We start from the raw sequence: 18153 nt of genomic DNA on the forward strand, positions 1-18153 counted from the left end.
GATTGGAAATCTTACCCCACTACCGCACCGGTTGAGGGTCAGCCGAAGACCGCCGATACCGCCCCCTGCAAGGTTTGCACCACCGTTAAGACTTCGTTAACGATTTTGTTATCGGACCTTCTGGGGAGTGAAAAGAACCGATGAAAACGGTCATTTTGGCAGCAGTTATCGCGGCAACGGCAACAGTCCTTCCAGCCGGGACGGTACTACGGGACAAAATAGAAACGATACCCGACCTCGGTGATGGAATCAGCGCGCCGACCGAGGTGGACCGGTGGTCATTTACTGTGCGCGAACGGGCAGAAGTCACCGTTGATGTTCTGTCCTGGCATTGGGATCCGGATGGCGACGGCTTGGCCAATCACCTGGATGCAGAGATCTTTGTGATGCGCGATGATGGCGATTTGGATGTCGATGACGTCATCGCCTATAACGACGACTCACTTGAAACCTTCGACGACGGATCGGTCAGCGCCCTTGACAGCTACCTCAGCCTCGTCCTCGATCCGGGCAAATACATTCTCGCGATCGGAGAGGTCGAGACCGGCCCAGGCAATGTCGTCCGCGGCATCAACGAATTTGGCTTCTACCCAGAGGTGATCGAGCTGGAAACCGGCTTTCCAGAGGCCAATGGCGATGGATGCGACGTCTTTGACTGCAGCTTTGCGGATTATCAACTGACCTTCACCGGCCCGATCACCCTGGATCAGCCGATCGTGGCCCATGTTCCCCTTCCGACAAGCGCCTTGCTTCTGGTCGGCGGGATCGGCGGGCTGCTTGTTCAGCGCCGCCGCGCCAAATCGTGACACCATCCCTGGCCGAGGCCGACCCGAAACGCGGGCGGTCTTGGCCATACGGTCATCCCGGTCAGGTGGGGTTGCGATCCCACTTGCTTGACCGCTAAACCACCCCATGACTGATCGCCTTGATGCCCAAATCGCCTTTTTGCTGGAAGCCGACCGCCTGAAATCCGTCAACCGCGCCACGACCATCGCAGATGGCTCCCGGTTTGAAAATTCGGGCGAACATAGCTGGCACCTTGCACTCTTCGCCCTCGTCCTGGCTGATCAGGCACCCGATGGCGTGCAGGTTGATCGCGTGATCCGGATGCTTTTGCTCCATGATCTGGTCGAAATCGATGCTGGCGATGCGCCGATCTTTGATGACCACGATGTGGCCGCGCTTGAGGCGGCAGAGGCCAAGGCGGCGGACCGCATCTTTGCCCTGCTGCCACCCGATCAGGCGACCGCCTTTCGCGCACTCTGGGATGAGTTCGAGGCGAATATGACACCTGACGCCATCTTTGCCAAATCGCTCGACCGGTTCCAGCCGCCTGTCATGAATCTTGCGTCCGGTGGTGGCAGCTGGACCGACTACAATGTCAGCGAGGATCAGGTCCGCACCCGTGTTGGCACCAAGATCGACCATGGCGCGCCCGGCCTTTGGTCCTGGCTCAGCCCGCGCATCGCCGCTTTCTTTGCCAAAGTCTGACAGCAGCCACGGCGCCTCAATCGTTACCGGTTTCTTATCCCACCGCACAAATCGTATGTATGGGATATGTATGGTTTGTGCAGTGGTTCTGCATGTCCTGTGACAGCCCCTTGCGGCATTTCGGTATACAAAGGCATACGCTCTTCTCGCGCTCCTGATTTTCCGTTAAAGCCCGCCCAAAGACACTCAAAGAGGGATCCAGCCCATGACCAAGATCAAAGTTGATAACCCAGTCGTCGAACTTGACGGCGATGAGATGACCCGCATCATCTGGGATTTCATCAAGAAAAAGCTGATCCTTCCCTACCTTGATGTCGACCTGCTTTACTACGATCTGGGGATCGAGGAACGCGACCGCACAGATGACCAGATCACCATAGATAGTGCTGAAAAGATTAAAGAAATCGGCGTTGGCGTGAAATGCGCGACGATCACGCCGGACGACGCGCGCGTCGAAGAATTTGGCCTGAAAAAGATGTGGCGCAGCCCCAATGGCACGATCCGCAACATCCTGGGCGGTGTCGTCTTCCGCCAGCCGATCATCTGCAACAACGTCCCCCGCCTCGTGCCCGGCTGGACCCAGCCCATTGTCATCGGCCGCCACGCCTTTGGCGACCAATACCGCGCCACGGATATGAAATTCCCCGGCCCCGGCAAATTATCCATGAAATTCGTGGGCGATGACGGCCAAGTCGTTGAACATGAAGTCTATTCTGCTCCGTCGGCGGGTATCTACATGGGCATGTATAACCTGGATTCGTCGATCATCGACTTCGCCCGGGCCTCCCTGAATTACGGCCTCAACCTCGGCTGGCCCGTCTACCTGTCGACCAAAAATACCATTCTAAAACAATATGATGGTCGCTTCCTTGAGCTGTTCCAAAAGGTCTATGAAGAGGAATTCGAAGACAAATTCAAAGCCAAGGGTATCATCTACGAACACCGCCTGATCGACGATATGGTCGCCTGCGCGATGAAATGGAATGGCGGTTTTGTCTGGGCCTGCAAGAACTATGACGGCGATGTCCAGTCCGACACAGTCGCGCAAGGCTTTGGTTCCCTTGGATTAATGACGTCTCAGCTGATGACGCCCGACGGCAAGATCGTGGAGGCCGAGGCCGCCCACGGCACCGTCACCCGCCATTACCGTCAGCACCAAAAGGGGGAACAGACCTCGACCAACTCCATCGCATCGATCTTTGCGTGGACCGGTGGCCTCAAGCATCGCGCCAAACTCGATGACAATGCCCCACTGCTCAACTTCGCGGAAACGCTGGAGAAAACCGTGGTCGATACGGTGGAAAGCGGCGACATGACCAAGGACCTCGCCCTCCTCGTCGGCCCTGATCAAAAGTGGCTCACCACGATGGGCTTCCTGGAAAAGGTTGACGAAAACCTTAACAAAGCGCTCGCCGGCTAAGATCCCCAAGCCCAAACCGATCTCTGTTTCGGAGCCGCCATCGCTTGATCCAAACCGGACGGGGCGATGGCGGCTTGTCCACCGAAATCGACGAGGGGCCCCCGGCACGGGGAGACGGCTATTTCGGTGGACAAGACTTCAGCGCTCTGTCAGGCGCGGGATCATGCGCTGGTGGATCTGAGACAGATTTCTGTTTTGGTGAGCCAGAAGCGTCCCCCAATAAACAAATACAATGCGGGCTTGCCCGCTCAATTTAACAACCTGCCCCAATCCACTCCATATAAAAGAAAAAAGGGGACCGAAGCCCCCTTAAGTTTCGCCGATCAGGCTCATTCTGATGTACCGCCCGGTTTCTGCCTGCGGCCTGACCGTCGTTCGAGGCGAGCGCACCCGCCCCAGAACTTTTAGCTACACCCGCTTGTCGCGCCGCAAGTGTTGCACTTCATACAGGTGCCGTTGCGGACGAGGGTGTAGTTGCCGCATTCGCCACAGGGATCGCCTTCATAGCCTTGCATCTTGGCCTTGGCGCGTGGGTCCATGGCCTCGCTGGTTTGGGGGGCCAGGGTCTGCAGCGCCGTGACCGGGTCAAGTGTGCCATCCAAGGCGACGGCCCCCATCGTGGTTTGACCCGTGACACCACCTTGCAAGACAACCAGCTCTTGTGGGACGCGCTTGCGCAGATATCCGTTCGAACTGATTTGCTTGAGCACTTCCAAGGACTTGGTCGCCGCAGCTTCACTCGGCGCTTTGACGTTTGACACGCCTTCCTGCTCCCCCCGGCCCAGGTCGTCGAAATGCGTGCCTTCGGGCTGGACATGGGCCAGATCGGTCCGGTCGAGGTAGCTGACTGCCAGTTCGCGGAAGATGTAGTCCAGGATCGAGGTCGCGTTCTTGATCGTCTCATTCCCCTGGACCATGCCAGCCGGTTCGAACTTGGTGAATGTGAAGGCATCCACGAACTCCTCCAGCGGCACGCCGTATTGCAGCCCGACCGAGACGGCGATGGCGAAGTTGTTCATCATCGCCCGGAAACCGGCACCTTCCTTATGCATGTCAATGAAGATCTCGCCCAGGCTGCCGTCTTTGTACTCGCCTGTCCGCAGATAGACCTTGTGTCCCCCCACGATGGCCTTTTGGGTATAACCGCGACGCCGCTCCGGCATCTTTTCGCGGTTGGACCTTACAACCTCCTTGATGATCACCTTTTCGACGATCTTCTCGGCCAGAACCTGGGCCTTTTCCTGCGGGTTGCCGTTTTCCAGCACCTCGGCCGCCTCATCGTCATCCTCGACCAGTGACGCGGCCAGGGGCTGCGACAATTTCGAGCCATCGCGGTACAGCGCATTGGCTTTGGTTCCCAGCGACCAGCTCAGTTCATAGGCGCTCTGGCAATCTGCAATGGTGGCATCATTGGGCATGTTGATCGTCTTGCTGATCGCGCCCGAGATGAAGCTTTGTGCGGCAGCCATCATGTGGATGTGGCTGTCGACACTCAGGAACCGCGTGCCGGTTTTACCGCAGGCATTGGCGCAGTCGAAAACATGGTAATGTTCGACCTTCAGATGCGGTGCCCCTTCCAGGGTCATCGTCCCGCAGACATGGTTGTTTGCGGCGTCGATCTGGTCCTTGGCAAAGCCGAGATGCCGCAGCAGGTCAAAGCCGGGATCCGCCAGCTTATTCGCCGGGATGCCCAGCACATCGGTGCAGAACTCCGCCCCAAGCGTCCATTGGTTAAAGACGAAGCGGATGTCGAAGGCCGAGGGCAGCGCGGCTTCGATCTTGTCGATCTCGGCCTGGCCAAAACCGTGCCCCACCAGCGAGGTGTGGTTAATGCCCGGTGCGTTGCCCAACGTGCCGTGGCCCACTGCGTGGCTGACGATCTCTTCAATCTCGCTGGTCCGGTATCCCAGCTTGGTCAGCGCGGCTGGCACCGACTGGTTGATGATTTTGAAGTAGCCGCCACCAGCCAACTTTTTGAACTTCACCAAGGCGAAGTCAGGCTCGATTCCAGTGGTGTCGCAATCCATGACCAGACCGATGGTGCCCGTTGGCGCGATCACCGTGGCCTGGGCGTTGCGGAAACCGTTCTTTTTACCAAGAGCCAACGCTTCGTCCCAGCTGGATTTTGCCAGCTCTGACAGGCGTTTATCGGGGCAATTGGCGTGATCGAGGGCAACCGGTTTGACATCCAGCGCCTCGTATCCATCTGTCTTGCCATAGGCCGCATTGCGGTGGTTTCGGATGACGCGCAGCATGTGCTTGCTGTTCTTCTTGTAGCCAACAAAGGGGCCAAGCTCACCTGCAATCTCAGCACTGGTGGCGTAGGCGACACCGGTCATGACGGCGGTCAAAGCACCGCAAAGGGCGCGGCCTTCTTCGCTGTCATAGCCCAAGCCCATATTCATCAGCAGACCACCAATATTGGCATAGCCCAGGCCAAGCGTGCGGAAGTCGTAGCTGCGCTGCGCGATCTCTTTCGAGGGGAATTGCGCCATGGTTACGCTGACCTCCAGCGTCAGGGTCCACAGGCGCGTGGCATGCATGTAGTCCTCTGCCTGGAACACACCGTCCTTGTAAAAGGTCAGCAGGTTCATGGAAGCCAGGTTGCAGGCCGTATCGTCCAGAAACATGTATTCCGAACACGGGTTGGAGCCGCGGATCGCACCGTCTTCCGGGCAGGTATGCCAGGCATTGACCGTGTCGTGGAACTGGATGCCGGGATCGGCACAGGCCCATGCCGCGTGGCCGATCTGCTCCCACAGGTCGCGGGCTTTGATCGTCTTGGCGATGGATCCATCGGTGCGGCGGATCAGTTCCCAATCGGCATCATCCTCGACCGCCTTGAGGAAGGCATCGGTGACCCGAACAGAGTTGTTGGAGTTTTGGCCCGACACACTTGCATAGGCTTCACTGTCCCAATCGGTGTCATAGGTCGGGAATTCGATACTGGCGTAACCCTGGCGGGCATATTGCAGGACACGGGCGACATAGGTTTCGGGGATCGCAACCTTGCGCGCGGCTTTGATGGCTTCCTTCAAGACGCTGTTTTTCTTGGGATCGACGGCATCGTCCAATGCCCCGTCCCAGACACTGATCGCGCCAAAGATGTCGTTCAGCTTCTCTTCGTGCATCTTGGAGCCTGCGACGATGCTGGCCACCTTTTGCTCTTCCTTCACCTTCCAGTTGATGAAGTCTTCGATATCGGGGTGGTCGGCATCACAAATCACCATCTTGGCCGCCCGGCGGGTCGTGCCGCCGGATTTGATCGCACCGGCCGCCCGGTCCCCGATTTTGAGGAACCCCATCAATCCCGAGGATTTGCCACCGCCGGACAGGGCCTCACCCTCGCCCCGCAGGCTGGAGAAATTGGTGCCGGTGCCCGAGCCGTATTTAAACAGGCGTGCTTCCCGCACCCACAGATCCATGATGCCACCATCATTCACCAAGTCATCGCTGACGGACTGAATGAAACAGGCATGGGGCTGCGGATGTTCATAGGCGCTGTCGGATTTGGTCAGCTTGCCTGTTTTGTAATCCACATAGTGGTGGCCTTGGCTGGGCCCGTCGATGCCGTAGGCCCAGTGCAGCCCGGTGTTGAACCATTGGGGCGAGTTCGGTGCGGCGCGCTGGGTGGCCAGCATGTGGCGCATCTCATCATAATAGGCGCGGGCATCGTCTTCGCTGGTGAAATAGCCGCCTTTCCAGCCCCAATAGGCCCAGGCTCCCGCGAGACGGTCAAACACCTGCTTGGCGGATGTTTCGCCAGTGAACCGTTCGTCTTCGGGCAGCTTGGCCAAGGCAGCCTCGTCAGGCACAGAGCGCCAGAGGAAGCTGGGCACGCCCTTCTCGCGGACTGGTTTCAGCGCCGCGGCGACACCCGCCTTGCGAAAGTATTTCTGCGCAATCACGTCGCTGGCGACCTGACTCCAGCTTTCGGGAATGTCGATCCCTTCCAGCTTGAAGACGACCGTGCCGTCGGGGTTACGAATCTCAGAAACGGTTTTGGTGAACGGCACCGCCTCATATGCATCGCGACCCGCTTGCGTGAATTTGCGTTCGATCTTCATTCGTCCATGCCCCGTCCGTTGACGCGCCGCCTTGAGCGGCTTTTCGTTCAGGCATCGGGGTCTGGTCCCGACGCCACTGGTTCTGCCGGTGCAACACACCGAACTGCTCCGCTGATGCGGATGCCGATTGCGATCTATCGGCATATCTTCTTTGGCTTTGCTCTGTCCCTGGGCGACAACACTATATGTTGTGTTTTTGCCAACCGCTTGCACAAACTGACGTAGGTTAGGGGAGTCGGTCAACCAGTAATTGAGCGTTTGGGAAACTCTTTTCTGTTGACGGAAATCGCGCCAGGCCACCGGTTTGATTCTCTTTTGTTACAAAGGGTGTCGGCCAAATCTGTGCATATCTAAAATTTTCGATACAATATATAGATTTAGCAGGCGTGATTGAGAGCTTGTGTGAGCATTAGCTGTTGCCAATGGGTGGTGACCGCAGTCATCCAAGATTAGCATTGCAGTGACGCACGCGGCGCGAATGCCACACCTGCCACGGCACAACAGGCCAACCACCATATGTTGACAATTTGGTAAGGTCTGCGCGCTAACGCACCAGATGGCTTGTCAGGAAGTGGTCGGGACAGCTGGATTCGAACCAACGACCTACGGTACCCAAAACCGTCGCGCTACCAGACTGCGCCATGCCCCGATCAGGCGCACTCTTTACGATGCAAAATCCCCGTTGAAAAGCCCAAGGATGCGTCAGCGGTTAATTTGACGCCGTGTCATCACAGGGCCATACCGCGTCATCGCCGAAAAACGGATGCTGCATCTGGCTGCCCGCCTCGATACCGTAGATATCGGACAACCCGCCATTGATTTCCAAGACAGCGATGATGTTGTCACCCCCGGGTATGCCGGTCAGATCCCCCGGCACAGCATTTTCATGGACATGCTGAACCGTGCCGGTCGGATCGACGAAAATCATGTCGAGCGAAATCAACGTGTTCTTCATCCAAAATGCGACGGGTTGTGGGCGATCGTACAGGAATAGCATTCCGGCCGACCGGGCCATGCTTTCGCGAAACATCAACCCCTCGGCGCGTTCCGCATCATCATCGGCAATCTCAACCCTGAATTGTGCGCGGCCCCAATCGCCGCGCAGGGCCACCTCTCCCGGGTCACAGGCTCCGATGGCCTGAGTGGCGCCGAGGGCGAGGCAAACGACCATGAAAAACCGCATCACTCGCGATCCTGCAGCGCCGCCTCCCAGGATGTGACCTGTGTGGCCATCCGGCCACGCTTTCCATCAACCGTGCGCAGCCCGACAGCCTCGCCCGGTTGCAAATCCGCCAAGCCAGAGCGTCGCAGCACCTCAAAATGGACAAACACATCTTCGGGCCGACCAAAAATGTTGGCAAAACCAAAGCCTTTGGTCTTGTCGAACCATTTCACACGGGCGGGTTCCAGCGGCAAACTGGCCAGAACGTCCGGATCGACCGTCGCCATGTCTTCCAACGGGGCGGGCTCTGTCGGCACGGGCGGATCGATCCGCAATACTTCGACAGCCTGCATGCCACGGGCTGTTTGCTGAACGATCACCTCGATCCCAGCGGAATCCGCCACCGAGCTCTGGCCGAAATTGCGCAGGACATTCGCGTGCAACAAGATGTCGGGGCCGCCATCGTCGGTCACAACAAAACCAAAGCCCTTGGTAGGGTCAAACCACTTAACGTGACCCTGCACCGTACGCGGTGCTAAGTATTCGTCTTTCATTTCCACGAAGCCATCATCATTCATACCAGGGTGACGCAGTCTGCTTTACGTTGCGTCTGTTAACGTCATTCAAACTCAGAAATAACAATATTTCCAGAGGTTTGTCATCCACGAAGCGTGAATTTCAAGGATTCAAGCGACAGATCTCCCACTCCTCATGTCCAGATTTCGTCCAGCGAAACCGGTCATGCAACCGGAAGGCACCATCGGACCAGAATTCAATTTCCACGGGTTTGATCCGAAACCCGCCCCAAAAGGGTGGTCTTTTAGGATTTGGCCCGTTTTTGGCCGTCACCTCTGCAACTTTAGCGAGCAATGCCCCGCGCGAGGACAAAGGCTGACTTTGATTGGACGCCCAGGCCCCCAGCCGACTTTGCAGCGACCGGGAGGCGTAATAGGCATCAGCCTTGGGTCCGTCTTCCTTGGTCACCGCACCTCTCACACGAATTTGCCGCTGTAACGATTTCCAGTGTAACACAAAAGCCGCGTTACCTGACGTCAGAATTTCCTGCGCCTTACAACTCTCATAATTTGTATAAAAGACAAAGGCGTCATCTTCTATCTCTTTTAGCAAAACCATGCGCACATTGGGCATGCCCTGCGGATCGACAGTCGCCAGGGCAATTGCGTTGGGATCGTTGATTTCAGACGTCGTAGCCTCGGCCAGCCACTGGCGGGCAAGCTCAAACGGGTCTTTCCCGTCGAATGGTCCAGTTCGGTCCGTCAATATTACCTCCGGGCGAGATTACCGCGGTTAACGATGGTTACCAGCCAAATCAAGGCTGACCTTGCTGACCCCACCGATTGCCTAATGACGCGTGCCCTTGAAACCCCACCGGTGCTTGGCCTAAAGGACCACATCAGCACAAGGATTAGGCCGGAGGGCAGAAATGGCGACACAATTGATGACAGGCAAACGTGGTCTGATCATGGGGCTCGCCAATGACAAGTCCATTGCCTGGGGCATCGCCAAGGCCTGTGCGGATGCGGGGGCTGAACTGGCACTGACCTATCAGGGGGAGGCATTCAAGAAGCGCGTCACCCCCCTGGCCGAGCAGCTTGGCGTAACACAGATCGCCGATTGCGATGTCAGCGATGAGGCCTCCATCGACGCGGTGTTCAACCAGTTGCAGTCGGCCTGGGGCCAGCTTGACTTTTACGTGCATGCCATTGGCTTTTCGGACAAAAATGAACTTCGGGGCCGGTATGTCGACACATCGCGCGACAATTTCGCGATGTCGATGGATATCTCCGTTTACTCGTTCACGTCCTGCGTCCGCCGGGCGGAAAAGATGATGTCCAAAGGCGGGTCCTGCCTGACCCTCACCTATCTGGGCGCGGAACGCGTGATGCCCCATTATAACGTCATGGGTGTTGCCAAGGCCGCGTTGGAAGCCAGCGTGCGTTATCTGGCCGAGGATCTGGGCAAGGATGGTATCCGCGTGAATGCCATCTCGGCGGGGCCGATCAAGACGCTGGCCGCCTCCGGTATTGGCGATTTTCGCTATATCCTGAGATGGAACGAGCTGAACGCCCCCCTGCGCCGGACGGTAAACCAAGAAGAGGTCGGCAAATCCGCTCTTTACCTACTGTCGGATCTGGGATCCGGGGTGACGGGCGAGGTGCACCATGTCGATTCCGGGTACCACGCCGTCGGCATGAAGGCCGTGGATGCCCCCGATATCGATGCTGCAAAAAAGTAAACGGCCGGAGCACGCACCATGACGGATCGACTGCCCCATGAAAAAGGATTCCATGTTAGCTGGGACCAGATCCACCGCGACGCCCGCGCGCTGGCATGGCGGCTGGACAAACGCGGCCCCCTGGATGACGGTGCCTGGAAATCGGTGGTGGCCATTACACGCGGCGGGATGGCCCCCGCGATGATCGTGGCGCGTGAGCTTGATATCCGCACCGTCGATACGATCAGCGTCAAATCCTATGATCACCAATCGCAATCCGCCGCCAAGGTGCTGAAATCGCCGGACCAACCGCTGATGGGAACAGGCCATGGTGTTCTGGTGATCGATGATCTGGTCGATAGCGGCCGCACCTTGCAGTTGGTGCGCGACCTCTATCCGGATGCCCATTACGCCACCGTTTATGCCAAGCCCAAGGGTCGCGACATGGTGGACACGTTCATCACCGAGGTCAGTCAGGACACATGGATCTTTTTCCCGTGGGACATGGCCCTACAATATGTGGAACCTTATCGCGGGACCTGACCGCGTCTGCAGTTTACGCCACCTATTGAACCGGATGCGTTTATGACCTTGCCCGTATCGCCGCAGATGTCAGCCACTTTTCCACCGCCGGTGATGGAGGCACGACGCTGGCTGGAAGGTCGCACCTTTGCATCCAACCGCCCTTTGCTAAATGTCAGCCAGGCCGCGCCGGTCGATCCACCGCCCGAAGAACTGCGACAGGCCATGGCGCAGATTATCCTGTCGGAGCCGGAGAGCCATCTATACGGCCCCGTTCTGGGCCTTCCTGAACTGCGGGAGGAACTGGCCCGTACCTGGTCGCACGACTACCGCGGATCGGTCGGCGCGGATCAGGTGGCAATCACATCGGGTTGCAATCAAGCCTTCGCGGCGGCCCTGGCCACGCTGGCCGGACCCGGTGATGAGGTGATCCTGCCGACGCCGTGGTACTTTAACCACAAGATGTGGCTCGACATGGCCGGGGTCGCCGCGATCGCCCTGCCCTGCGGATCTGACATGCAACCGGACCCAGCGCGCGCAGCCACATTGATCACCACCAAGACGCGGGCCATCGCGCTGGTGACGCCCAACAACCCCACCGGTGCGGAATATGACCCGCAGACGGTGCAGACGTTTTTTGAACTGGCCCGCAGCCACGGCATCGCGCTGATCGTCGATGAAACCTATCGCGATTTCCACGCCGCAGAGCCCGGCACCGCTCTGCATCCCCTGTTCCAGAACCCGGATTGGGACAAGACCCTGATTTGTCTTTATTCCTTTTCCAAGGCTTATCGCCTGACAGGCCATCGGGTTGGTGCGATGATTGCGGGCGCTGCGCAATTGTCGCAGGTCGAGAAATTCCTGGATACGGTGGCCATCTGCCCAAACCAGTTGGGCCAGCGGGCGGCCCTGTGGGGCATGCAAAACCTAGGCAGCTGGCTGGCGGGGGAACGGCTTGAGATTCTGGACCGTCGCGGGGCGATTCAGGATCATTTCACTCCGCTGAAACAGGCAGGTTGGCAGTTGTTGGGATGTGGGGCTTACTTCGCTTACATACGGCATCCGTTTGCCGTGCCGTCCAACGCATTGGCGCCGCGATTGGTGGATGCGGCACAAATCCTGTGTTTGCCCGGCACCATGTTCATGCCCACCGAAGATCCGGGTGGCGCAGATCAATTGCGCATCGCCTTTGCCAATATCGACCGGTCCGAGATCGCGGTTCTGATGGCCCGTCTCGCAGAGGTGACCAATGACAGCCTTGCCGACGCCACCGCGCTGTCATAGGACCTGACAATCGCGCAGGTAGGAGAGCCGAGATATGGCAGACAAAAAATCGCCCGGTATCGGAAAACAGGCCGCAAATGGCTTTATCTGGGTCATTCTTCTTCTGCTGATCGTGGGTCTGGCCGGATTTGGGGCAACCAGCTTTGGTGGATCGCAAGCGGCTGTGGTCACCGTGGGCGCGCGCCCGGTGGATGCAAACCAATATCTGCGTGCGGCGCGGGAGGCGCTGCGCCGCGACCAGCAGCAGCAGGGCCGGACCTACACCATGGCCGATCCGCGCGCCCAACAGATTGCCCAGCAGGTTCGGACCGAGCTGGTCGCCGCGGCCGCGGTAGAGAACGAGGCGATCCGCCTGGGCATTTCCATTGGCGATGACCAGGTGGCGGATCAGATCGCCAGCAACCAGGCCTTTCAGGGGGCTGGCGGATTTAATCAACTGGCATTTGAAGAGGTTCTGGGACGGCTTGGCATGAGTCAGCGGGCGTTTATCGAGAATGTCCGCCATGAAACCTCCCGATTTCTGCTGCAAAACGCGGTCAGCGGCGGCGTCGCCCAGACCGAAAGTTACATCGACCAGATGCTGAGCTTTGTGGGCCAGCGTCGCAGCTTTAAGGTCGCGACATTCGCATTTGATGACGATGACGGCACCCCGCCCCCCTTGCCCAGCGATGAGGACCTGCAAAGCTTTTACGATGACAATCCCGGGCAGTTCACCCTGCCGGAGCGCAAGCGGATCACCTATATCTGGATCACACCAGAGCAGTTGGCCGAAACGACAGACGTGACCGACGAACAGCTCCAGGCTCTTTACGACGACCGGATCGATGAATACCGCCAACCCGCGCGGCGTCTTGTGGAACGCCTTGCCTTTGCGGATACCGACGCGGCCAATGCCGCAAAAACCCAGATCGAGGCGGGAGAGACCACGTTCGATGCCGTGGTGGAAGGGCGTAACCTGACCCTGGCTGATGTCGATCTGGGCGAAGTGACAGTTGAGGCATTGGGAGAGAACGGGCCAGCCATCTTTGCCTTGACCGAACCCGGGATCGTAGGGCCGCTGGATACCGGCCTGGGCCCAGCCTTGTTTCGGGTGAACGCCATTCTGGAGGCGCGCGAAATCACCCTGGACGAGGCGCGCGATGATCTTCAGACAATTGCGGCCCTTGATGCGGCCCGTCGCCGGATCGACGGGGCGTTGGGCGATATCGATGACCTGCTGGCCTCTGGCGCAACCCTTGAAGAGGCGGCCGACGAAACCGATCTGGTTCTAGGGCAAATTGACTATACCCCCACCAGCGAAGAGCCCATCGCAGGCTATCCGGCCTTCCGCCGGGTTGCGTCGCAGGTGACCGAGGATGATTTTCCAGAGGTGGACAGCCTGTCGGATGGCGGCATCTTCGCATTACGCCTGGATGAGGTTGTCCCGCCGGAACTTCAGCAACTTGCAGACGTCCGCCAGGTCGCCATCGAAGCATGGCAACAGGACCGCCGCATCGCGCTGTTGCGGGAACAGGCCAACATCCTGGATGCGCAAATCGGTGTCGGCGCCGCCATCGACGGCGGCGACGCGGCGGTCGAAACCGTAACGCAAGTCACACGCGATGCGCCGACGGCAGGTGTGCCCCCCTCCGTCACACAGGAAGCCTTCACACTCGAGGAAGGCAAGACAGCCGTGGTCGAAGCTGGAGGCAGCGTCTATCTGGTACAGCTGACCAGTATCGAACCGCCTGATTTTGAAGATGAACGGATCCAATTGGTACGGGATTCCTTGCAGCAACAGGCCGGGATCTCCCTTGGGCAAGACATATTCACCATGTATTCCAATGCGTTGGTCGAACGCACCGGCCAGGACTTGAACGGCCGCGTGCTCAACGCCGTCCACGCCGAACTCCCCTAGACATGGCCACATTGGAACCCGCATTCGACAGCTTTGCCCACGGGTTTGAGGCGGGTCGAAATCAGGTCGTCTTTGCCCGGATGGCCGCTGATCTGGATACGCCGGTCTCCTTGATGCTCAAGCTGGCCGGGGCGCGGACCGACAGTTTCATGCTTGAAAGTGTTACGGGCGGCGAGGTGCGCGGGCGCTACTCCGTGGTTGGATTAAAGCCTGATCTGATCTGGCAATGCCACGGCCAGACGGCGCGCATCAATCGCGAGGCGCGCTTCAATCCCGGTGCCTTTGTCGAACAGGAGGCCCCACCGCTGGATGCGTTGCGGGCACTTTTGACCGAAAGCCGGATCGCGCTGCCCGATGGCCTACCGCCCATCGCTGCGGGGCTGTTCGGGTATCTGGGCTATGACATGATCCGTCTGGTGGAGCATCTGCCCGACATCAATCCCGATCCGCTTGGCCTGCCGGATGCAACGCTCATGCGTCCCTCTGTGGTGGCCGTGTTGGATGGCGTGAAGGGTGAGGTCACGGTGGTTTCCCCGGCCTTTACCGGTGCGGGGATTTCTGCCCGTGCGGCCTATGCCCAGGCGGCGGAGCGGGTGATGGATGCAGTACGCGATCTGGAACGCGGCCTGCCCCACGATACGCCCGACCTGACGGACGGGTCGGATCTGGGCCTGCCTGTGTCGAACTTTACCAAGGACGGCTATAAGTCGGCTGTCGAAAAGGCACGCGATTACATCAAAGCAGGCGACATCTTCCAGGTCGTACCGTCGCAGCGGTGGCGCCATGATTTCAAGCATCCACCCTTTGCGCTGTATCGATCCTTGCGGCGAACCAATCCATCGCCGTTCATGTTTTTTTTCAACTTTGGCGGCTTTCAGGTGGTGGGTGCCAGCCCCGAGATCCTGGTGCGTCTGCGCGATGGGGAGGTCACAGTGCGCCCCATCGCAGGCACCCGGCACCGCGGTGCCACCCCTGCCGAGGATCGCGCGCTTGAGGCAGATCTGCTTGCCGATCCCAAAGAACGCGCAGAACATCTGATGCTGCTGGACCTGGGCCGTAACGATGTGGGTCGCGTGGCCAGGATCGGGACGGTGCGCCCGACCGAAGAGTTCATCATCGAACGCTATAGTCATGTCATGCACATCGTCTCCAATGTGGTCGGAGAGATTGCAGAGGACCAAGATGCACTCTCGGCCCTGTTAGCCGGTCTGCCTGCGGGCACGGTCTCCGGTGCGCCCAAAGTGCGTGCCATGGAGATTATTGACGAGCTGGAGCCCGAAAAGCGCGGTGTCTATGGCGGCGGGGTCGGCTATTTCTCGGCCGACGGCGACATGGACATGTGCATCGCGCTGCGAACGGCCGTTTTGAAAGACGAGGCGCTCTATATTCAGGCAGGCGGCGGCGTTGTCTATGACAGCGATCCCGAATTCGAATGGCAGGAAACGGTCAACAAGGCCCAGGCGATCCGCACGGCAGCCGCCGCCGCGGCACAACAGGCGGATGAACGCAGAAACTGCTGAACTAAAGCGATCACGCCGTTCACCGTTACTGATCCCAGTCCGTCAACGCATCCAGCCAAAAACGTGGGTCCAGATCCCCCAAGGCATTTGGGTCGAACATATCCGTCCGAATGGACCGATCATGTTTACAGCTTTGCTGGCAGCGCGGCGAACGCTTGAACAGGTGACGGGAGCCGCACACACGCCCGTCACAAAAGACCTAACGCCCTAGGGCTGGGTCAGAACGGCCGATGCGGGGGCCAAGGCGAAATTTCGCGCGCGAAGGCCCGTCGCCCATTTCCGAACACCTTCTATAGTTCCCGCAACGTTCTGGCCGACCATGATCACCGAACCGTCGCGGGCCGCCTTAAAGGCCGCACGGTCTAGAACACGGGCAATGGCATCGGGCGTCTCTCCATTGCCATCCAGGTTGCGGTACACCAAGGCGGAAGACAGCTCGGCCCGGTCCGCTTCTTGCTTGGCAGAGTTGAGACCTTGATCATAAAGGACCAACCCGTGACCTTCCTCCTTTAGCAGGGCAACGGCCTGGGCGGCGCGGTCACGGTCCTGACCCAGACCGACATCCGGCACATCCATCACACCGATGATCCCAGGAATGCTGGACAATTGCGCAGACAGCGTGACCTCAACATCCTGGGCGGTGGCTCCGGTCGGCAGACCCTGTGCCAGCATCAGCACTTCAACACCTGCCTGTCTGTAGGTCGCAACAATTGCCGCCGCATCGGGGTCGGTTGGGTTGATGGCGACGGTCATCGGGAAAGGCAGATCCCCCAAAACCTGCGGATCGATACGGGGACCGGGGCCATTCACCAGGATGACGCTGACCAATGGCAACTGGTCGGGGTTGGTAAAGTCGTTCGCGTTACGCGCCAGCGCGGTATCGGCCTGGGGCGCATCATCCGCCTCATCCACATCCCCATCGGGCGTTTCGGCGGCATCTTGCTCCTCGTCATCGCCGATGCTTGGCAGGCGGCGAACGCCGGGCAAGGTGGAGTTTCCATCGGGCGCGATCACGGCGGGACGATTGGCCTGCGCACTTTGCCCGCCATCCGCCGGTGCGGGGCTGGTGATCTGCGGCAGTTGCGCGGGCCCCACGGTTGCGGGTGCGCTGCCACGCGCGGCTGGACCCGGCTGGGTTTCGGTGACGTCCACCTGAGCTGTCTGGATGTTCTCCTCGTCCGTGTCAGACGGCGCAGCATTCTGGGGCAAGCGCGGCTCGGCCACGTCAGGTGCCGGCGCTCGTCGCTCCGGCTGCGGGACGCTTGGCAATTGTACCGGAAGCTGGTCCTCGTTCGGATCCACGATCAGATCCAGACCCTCGACCCGATTTGCACCGTTCTGCGCGTCAACTGGCCCCGTACTGACCTCAACGGTGACAGGTTCACCGACGATGCGCCGCCGATCATCAACGCTGACGGGCGCCCCGGTATCAGGGTCAGACATCACCATGATGTCAGGGGCAGTTGGACGCGCCGCAGCAGCAGGTGTGTCAGCGGCCACCGCCGCGCTGGCCTGACTGGACGGCGCAGGCGTGGTTGCGCCGGATGCGGTTGCCGGTACCAAAGTATCAGCTGTGGCTTGCGTCACAACCTCGGGCGGGTTGACTGGTGCTGGCGACGTCTCCACCATCTGGCTCGCAGCAGCTTGGTCTTGCGCACGGGGCGCAGGCCGCGACTGTTGTTCAACTGCGCGCGCCGTGACCTCTGCCTGGGGCGCGGCCGCTTCGGTCACCGCAGTCGCTTCGGCTGTCACAACGCTGCCACCGACCTGTTCTGCGGCCTGCCCGGCCACGGCTTGAGGGCTATCGGGCGGGACGGCCGCGGCCAGTTGCGGGATCTGGGCAGGCGTGGTTGGCACATCCGTGACCGGTTCGTTGCGCGCCACCGGGGCGGATCCCGCATCGGTCGTGGGCACTGTTTCCCGTGTCGGCGCCCGCGGTTCAATGGGTTGGGCCACAAGTGGTGCGCCGCCGTCTGTGGCGGCATTCAGCGCAGGCCCCTGGGCCGTATCGGGTGTCGACAACTCACCAACGCCGGTCGAGGCGATCTGGGGCGCATCCGCCGGAGCCGTATCCGGCGCAGGCGCATCGGGGCGTTCCGCCGTCTCTGGCGGGGTCAAGGTCGCGGCAGCCGGGCTTTGGTCAGTCGTCGGGATCGCGGGGGCGCGTTCCGCACTGCCCCGGCGAAACTCGGATCCCGCCGGGATCGAAAGCTCTGAGGCGACTGTGCCATCACTTTCGCTCGTTTCCGGGGCAGGCACATCACGCGCCGTCGCCGACATGTCTGGGGCGCGATCCACGGCCGGTGCGCGCAATACCGGTGCAGCCGCACGCCGGTTCTCTGACGCGACGACCTGTGGCATCGGCGACAAAAGCGACAGCGTGACCACAACAACAAGGGAGACAACGCTCCCCCAGAAAAACCCTGACAGGACACCTCGGCCCATGGCGTAGTTCCTTTTTCTTCGACTGCTCGTTCGCATTCTTGCGGACGCGCGACCGGACCTTGACCCTGCCTGCGACCTTGGCCCATCTATAGCCCGACAATTCACTGGG

13 protein-coding genes and 1 tRNA gene are annotated in these 18153 nt (G+C 59.6%); 8 read left to right on the top strand and 6 right to left on the bottom strand.

The features are described 5' to 3' along the window. Positions 1 to 140 precede the first annotated feature (140 nt). The 3 genes from IU397_RS08560 (at position 141) to IU397_RS08570 (ending at position 2911) form a co-directional block, all read left to right on the top strand. On the top strand, positions 141 to 806 hold the full coding sequence (locus IU397_RS08560; RefSeq protein ID WP_204412340.1) for a DVUA0089 family protein: 666 nt from the start codon (positions 141 to 143) through the stop codon (positions 804 to 806). Positions 807 to 912: 106 nt separating this feature from the next. Then, on the top strand, positions 913 to 1491 hold the full coding sequence (locus IU397_RS08565; protein WP_204412342.1) for an HD family hydrolase: 579 nt from the start codon (positions 913 to 915) through the stop codon (positions 1489 to 1491). A gap of 205 nt (positions 1492 to 1696) precedes the next feature. Beyond that, the gene (locus tag IU397_RS08570; protein WP_204412344.1) at positions 1697 to 2911 is read left to right on the top strand and encodes an NADP-dependent isocitrate dehydrogenase; all 1215 of its coding nucleotides are present in this window, start codon (positions 1697 to 1699) and stop codon (positions 2909 to 2911) included. A 404-nt stretch (positions 2912 to 3315) separates the two neighbouring features. Here the strand turns inward: IU397_RS08570 and IU397_RS08575 are convergent, their stop codons facing one another. From IU397_RS08575 to pdxH, 5 genes are all read right to left on the bottom strand, one after another. Beyond that, entirely contained in the window at positions 3316 to 6978 is a 3663-nt protein-coding gene (locus tag IU397_RS08575; RefSeq protein WP_204412346.1) for a vitamin B12-dependent ribonucleotide reductase, read from the bottom strand. 572 nt (positions 6979 to 7550) lie between these two features. After that, a tRNA-Pro gene (locus tag IU397_RS08580) sits at positions 7551 to 7627 on the bottom strand. Positions 7628 to 7687: 60 nt separating this feature from the next. Continuing rightward, positions 7688 to 8161: a DUF192 domain-containing protein gene (locus IU397_RS08585; RefSeq protein ID WP_204412348.1), complete on the bottom strand. Its 474-nt coding sequence runs from the start codon at positions 8159 to 8161 to the stop codon at positions 7688 to 7690. Further along, positions 8161 to 8718 (bottom strand): cold-shock protein, encoded by a 558-nt coding sequence (locus IU397_RS08590; RefSeq protein WP_370541643.1) that lies wholly within the window; start codon positions 8716 to 8718, stop codon positions 8161 to 8163. Before IU397_RS08590 ends, IU397_RS08585 begins: the two co-directional genes overlap by 1 nt. Before the next feature lie 100 nt (positions 8719 to 8818). Beyond that, entirely contained in the window at positions 8819 to 9421 is a 603-nt protein-coding gene (pdxH, locus tag IU397_RS08595) for a pyridoxamine 5'-phosphate oxidase (RefSeq protein WP_204412350.1), read from the bottom strand. A gap of 163 nt (positions 9422 to 9584) precedes the next feature. Here pdxH and fabI point away from each other — a divergent pair, with 163 nt between their 5' ends. The 5 genes from fabI to trpE are packed head-to-tail and all read left to right on the top strand — an operon-like array spanning position 9585 to position 15599. Further along, positions 9585 to 10397: an enoyl-ACP reductase FabI gene (gene fabI / locus IU397_RS08600; RefSeq protein ID WP_204412352.1), complete on the top strand. Its 813-nt coding sequence runs from the start codon at positions 9585 to 9587 to the stop codon at positions 10395 to 10397. A gap of 18 nt (positions 10398 to 10415) precedes the next feature. Further along, complete coding sequence (gene gpt, locus IU397_RS08605; RefSeq protein WP_204412354.1) at positions 10416 to 10919, top strand: xanthine phosphoribosyltransferase; 504 nt, start codon at positions 10416 to 10418, stop codon at positions 10917 to 10919. Between the two features lie 42 nt (positions 10920 to 10961). Further along, positions 10962 to 12182, top strand: a complete 1221-nt coding sequence (locus tag IU397_RS08610; protein WP_204412356.1) for an aminotransferase — start codon at positions 10962 to 10964, stop codon at positions 12180 to 12182. 34 nt (positions 12183 to 12216) lie between these two features. After that, positions 12217 to 14079: a peptidyl-prolyl cis-trans isomerase gene (locus IU397_RS08615; RefSeq protein WP_204412358.1), complete on the top strand. Its 1863-nt coding sequence runs from the start codon at positions 12217 to 12219 to the stop codon at positions 14077 to 14079. 2 nt (positions 14080 to 14081) lie between these two features. Then, complete coding sequence (gene trpE, locus IU397_RS08620) at positions 14082 to 15599, top strand: anthranilate synthase component I (protein ID WP_204412360.1); 1518 nt, start codon at positions 14082 to 14084, stop codon at positions 15597 to 15599. Positions 15600 to 15806: 207 nt separating this feature from the next. Here trpE and IU397_RS08625 read toward each other — a convergent pair whose 3' ends face one another. Continuing rightward, positions 15807 to 18044 (bottom strand): divergent polysaccharide deacetylase family protein, encoded by a 2238-nt coding sequence (locus tag IU397_RS08625; protein ID WP_204412362.1) that lies wholly within the window; start codon positions 18042 to 18044, stop codon positions 15807 to 15809. Positions 18045 to 18153: the final 109 nt, after the last annotated feature.

The sequence above is a fragment of the Actibacterium sp. 188UL27-1 genome (genome assembly GCF_016901225.1).
Taxonomy (GTDB): domain Bacteria; phylum Pseudomonadota; class Alphaproteobacteria; order Rhodobacterales; family Rhodobacteraceae; genus 188UL27-1.

Coding starts and splice junctions, on each gene's coding strand:
- fabI (WP_204412352.1), top strand. CDS start 9,585: ATGGCGACACAATTGATGACAGGCAAACGTGGTCTGATCATGGGGCTC.
- trpE (WP_204412360.1), top strand. CDS start 14,082: ATGGCCACATTGGAACCCGCATTCGACAGCTTTGCCCACGGGTTTGAG.
- gpt (WP_204412354.1), top strand. CDS start 10,416: ATGACGGATCGACTGCCCCATGAAAAAGGATTCCATGTTAGCTGGGAC.
- IU397_RS08625 (WP_204412362.1), bottom strand. CDS start 18,044: ATGGGCCGAGGTGTCCTGTCAGGGTTTTTCTGGGGGAGCGTTGTCTCC.
- IU397_RS08585 (WP_204412348.1), bottom strand. CDS start 8,161: ATGCGGTTTTTCATGGTCGTTTGCCTCGCCCTCGGCGCCACTCAGGCC.
- IU397_RS08575 (WP_204412346.1), bottom strand. CDS start 6,978: ATGAAGATCGAACGCAAATTCACGCAAGCGGGTCGCGATGCATATGAG.
- IU397_RS08565 (WP_204412342.1), top strand. CDS start 913: ATGACTGATCGCCTTGATGCCCAAATCGCCTTTTTGCTGGAAGCCGAC.
- IU397_RS08615 (WP_204412358.1), top strand. CDS start 12,217: ATGGCAGACAAAAAATCGCCCGGTATCGGAAAACAGGCCGCAAATGGC.
- IU397_RS08610 (WP_204412356.1), top strand. CDS start 10,962: ATGACCTTGCCCGTATCGCCGCAGATGTCAGCCACTTTTCCACCGCCG.
- IU397_RS08560 (WP_204412340.1), top strand. CDS start 141: ATGAAAACGGTCATTTTGGCAGCAGTTATCGCGGCAACGGCAACAGTC.
- IU397_RS08590 (WP_370541643.1), bottom strand. CDS start 8,718: ATGAATGATGATGGCTTCGTGGAAATGAAAGACGAATACTTAGCACCG.
- IU397_RS08570 (WP_204412344.1), top strand. CDS start 1,697: ATGACCAAGATCAAAGTTGATAACCCAGTCGTCGAACTTGACGGCGAT.